We start from the raw sequence: 3740 nt of genomic DNA, 5'->3' as shown, positions 1-3740 counted from the left end.
GTGCCAAGGTCGCCGTCGTCCATGACAAGACGACCTATGGTCAGGGTCTTGCCGACGAGACCAAGAAGGCCATGAACAAGCTGGGCGTAAAGGAAGTCATCTACGAAGGCATCACGGTTGGCGACAAGGACTTCTCCGCGCTCGTCTCCAAGATGAAGGCAGCTGGCGTTGGCGTCGTTTACTATGGCGGCCTGCACACGGAAGCCGGTCTTTTGATGCGTCAGATGGCAGACCAGGGCCTGAAGGCGCCTCTGATGTCGGGCGATGGCATCACCTCGAACGAGCTTGCCTCGATTGCAGGTGACGCGGTCAACGGCACGCTGATGACCTTCCCGCCGGATCCGCGCACGAACCCGAACGCGAAGGACCTGGTCGAGAAGTTCCGCAAGGCTGGCTTCGAGCCGGAAGCCTACACGCTGTATTCCTACGCAGCACTTCAGATCATCGCTGACGCAGCCAAGGCTGCAAAGACGAACGATCCGCAGAAGGTTGCCGAGACAATGAAGTCGAAGGGTCCGTTCAAGACGGTGATCGGCGATATCGGTTTCGACAAGAAGGGTGACATCACGCGTCCTGACTATGTCATGTACGAGTGGAAGAAGGGCCCGGACGGCAAGTATTCCTACTTCCAGATGTAAGACATCATCGGCGGTTTATCCGTTCGTGGGGAAGGGTCGGCACGCGCCGGCCCTGGGGTCCTGACATCGGTTGACGGCTCTCGTCGTCTTGCTCGGGCTTGTTGGTTCAATATCGAAAATAGTGGCGCGTGGAAGGGAGGGTTTGTCGGCAGCTGTCACTCTTAATAGCCGCACTACTATTCCTTCCGGCAGTTTTTCGCGTCCGGTGCGCTCAACTTCTGACCATCGGGTAAGGCTCAGGTTTTCCCGATATGGGCTTCCACGAAATCCGCTCGGGAGGTTATGCTGTTGCGCGGCAGTTCGATCAGTGTGTAGCCCAGTTTCGGATAGAACGCACACAGGCGTTCATATTCCGCCACAGCCGCTTGCAGATCATGTTTTCGCTGAGCGTCATTGACGTAGATCTCCGGCCAGGGTGGCGTCATGAAAACCACCGGCTGATATCGATGCTGTGCACACAGCGCTAGAACGCGATCTTCTTCATTCTTGCCGGGTGACGTGTGCAGCAAAGCGCAAACGGCGTCGATCAATCCTCGGTCGAAGAAGGCATTCTTGAGGTGCTGGTTGTCTCGGAAATCCTGGAGCGAAAGTGCGATTGCCCGGCGTGCGAATGCGGTGGGATTTGTCCAGGGTAATGCTGCTCCGCCGCCAGCTTGTTCTTCCGCTACGATTCGTCTTCCGGGTTCAGGGACGATGGAATGGCCGCGTTGTCCGAGTTCGGCAAGCAGTGAGGACTTGCCGCCGCCTGAGCAGCCGGAAATGACATGGAAGTACGGCATAGGGATGGGAACTCCTTCAGTGCCAGGTCTATTGCTGCAAAACAGCAGGCGTCAGATATTCGAATGGAAATTTTAGATTGCTCCGGGTTCGCGCAGCGATTCGCACGTTAAAGCGTGTCGCGATCATTCGGATTCGCTCCTGTCGCTTCAATTCTTTGTTTTCCCGCATGTCGTTATCGCAAAACCGCGGTACACTTTTGCGAGATATGCTGTAGGATCGCAATGGAGCAATGGGATTGATCGAAGGCGAAGCGCCCGGGCAATTCCTCACCGTGGTTTGCTGTTGTTGCTTAGCAAGAATGGCTCAGGCGGTTTTACGCGACAGGCTGATCACCGTGCGTCGCGAGGCCGAGAATGCAGGCGAATCGAGTGTTTCGCGCACCTTGGTTCGTCCACTTGCGGGGTGAAAGTTGACCCAGCGGGCCACTTGCCCGCCGAGGCTTGATTCAATGAGTTTCAATCCGTTGGCGTTCACAAAGGTCAGCGCGAAGTCTGCATTCAGCGCGCCTGGTTCATATGAACCGTCATTGCGTGCGCGCCCACCGAAAAGCTTGACCACCAATCTTTCCCGCTGTGCACCGCGGCGGCAGAGGTTGCTGAGAAGTCCGGGCATGGCCACGTCTCCGTAGCGATACCTTTGCTCCTGAGGAGCGCGTTCACCGCCGAGCGGCAGGACGAAATGGTTGATGCCGCCGATCCCCGAAACCGGATCATAGATGCATGCGCAAACGCATGAGCCAAGAACTGTGCTGAAATAAGTGCCCTCAGTGGAAGAGACAGCGTATTGCCCGCTGAGCACATGCACGATTTTGTAGCCACCATCATCCTGCGCAAACACTGTTATGCCTCTCGGATCTTTTGGGCCATTCGCTCCGGATGGTGCGATGCTCGCCTGACTTGCCGCGCTCTATCCTAAGTGGAAGAGCGTTAAATCGCCATGATAACTTACGGTTTTATAATCTACACAGCTGCAATTTTCAGAGCATGGTCAACGAAATTTAAAGCTTTCACAAGCCGGAACAGGCTCTCGCGGACGCTCATCGCCGAGCAATGAGCCCTCAATCTATGGTTTCTCTTTATACCTAGGTATGACTCTATTTTGGTAGTGAAATGCGATCAACGACTGGCTGAATTCCTCTCGGTGAACCAGATAGCGCTGGTAGAGTCGCTTCAGCTTCATTCAACGCGCGTTCAATGGTTTTCAACGGCGTTCAAATTAAGCTGTGAATGAGCTCAATTATAATCATTGTAAATGTATGACCATTTTTCGACGTGTCGCTTCAACATTGGCGGCATCGGCAGATGATGTCGCGCAAGATTATGAAATTCCTATATTTTTATGTGCGCGCTGCTCGCAAATTCATCATCGTGCCCGCTTTGTCGTCGTTCTGTTTGCGATATGTAGCCTCAATCTCGGTAAAATAAATGCATCAATCATATTGATGCATCTTATGCGGGAATTGCTAAATTAACTCTCTAGCAAGAGTAAGAATTGACATGGCATTGCTTTCCGCTCCAGAGTGCGCGCCGGGGAAACTGTTACCTGCGCAAGGAAAGTGGGGCTTGCGAAGGTTTTTTATTCGACCCGCTGAATAAAACTGGGAGTACAAGAATGAAGAAGTCTCTTCTTTCGGCAGTCGCGCTGACTGCAGTTGTCGCCTTCGGCGGCTCTGCCTGGGCCGACATTTTGGTGGGCGTTGGCGGTCCGCTGACAGGCCCGAATGCTGCCTTTGGCGCGCAGTTGCAGAAGGGTGCTGAACAGGCTGCGGCAGACATCAACGCTGCTGGCGGCATCAACGGCGAGAAGATCAAGATCGTTCTCGGCGATGACGTGTCCGACCCGAAGCAGGGTGTTTCGGTTGCCAACAAGTTCGTGGCCGATGGCGTGAAGTTCGTGGTGGGCCACTTCAACTCGTCCGTCTCTATCCCGACGGCTGAAGTCTACGCCGAAAACGGCATCCTGCAGGTAACGCCTGCCTCCACCAACCCGAAGTTCACCGAGCGCGGCCTGTGGAACACGTTCCGCACCTGCGGCCGTGACGACCAGCAGGGCGAAGTGGCTGGCAAGTACATTGCCGAGAAGTTCAAGAGTGCCAAGGTCGCCGTCGTCCATGACAAGACGACCTATGGTCAGGGTCTTGCCGACGAGACCAAGAAGGCGATGAACAAGCTTGGCGTGAAGGAAGTCATCTACGAAGGCATCACGGTTGGCGACAAGGACTTCTCCGCGCTCGTCTCGAAGATGAAGGCTGCGGGCGTTGGCGTCGTTTACTATGGCGGTCTGCACACGGAAGCCGGTCTTCTGATGCGCCAGATGGCGGAT

At 55.0% G+C, this 3740-nt stretch carries 4 protein-coding genes; 2 read left to right on the top strand and 2 right to left on the bottom strand.

Annotated features, from left to right (window positions below; all coding sequences use genetic code 11):
* A partial coding sequence (locus E8M78_RS23885) for a branched-chain amino acid ABC transporter substrate-binding protein (protein ID WP_246658371.1) occupies positions 1–638 on the top strand: 638 nt, incomplete at its 5' end.
* A gap of 236 nt (positions 639–874) precedes the next feature.
* Here the strand turns inward: E8M78_RS23885 and E8M78_RS17390 are convergent.
* Both E8M78_RS17390 and E8M78_RS17380 read right to left on the bottom strand, forming a co-directional pair.
* Positions 875–1417, bottom strand: a complete 543-nt coding sequence (locus E8M78_RS17390) for an AAA family ATPase (RefSeq protein WP_137136237.1) — start codon at positions 1415–1417, stop codon at positions 875–877.
* 304 nt (positions 1418–1721) lie between these two features.
* Entirely contained in the window at positions 1722–2255 is a 534-nt protein-coding gene (locus E8M78_RS17380; RefSeq protein ID WP_137136235.1) for a chemotaxis protein CheD, read from the bottom strand.
* A gap of 774 nt (positions 2256–3029) precedes the next feature.
* On the opposite strand from E8M78_RS17380, the gene E8M78_RS23880 reads away from it, so the two are divergent.
* Positions 3030–3740 (top strand): branched-chain amino acid ABC transporter substrate-binding protein (locus E8M78_RS23880; protein WP_246658370.1); only part of this gene is annotated, 711 nt, incomplete at its 3' end.

The organism is Rhizobium sp. FKY42 (assembly GCF_005222835.1).
Lineage (GTDB): Bacteria > Pseudomonadota > Alphaproteobacteria > Rhizobiales > Rhizobiaceae > Neorhizobium.
The sequence above is the reverse complement of the archived record's forward strand: the minus strand, read 5'-3'. Positions and strand labels throughout refer to the sequence as shown.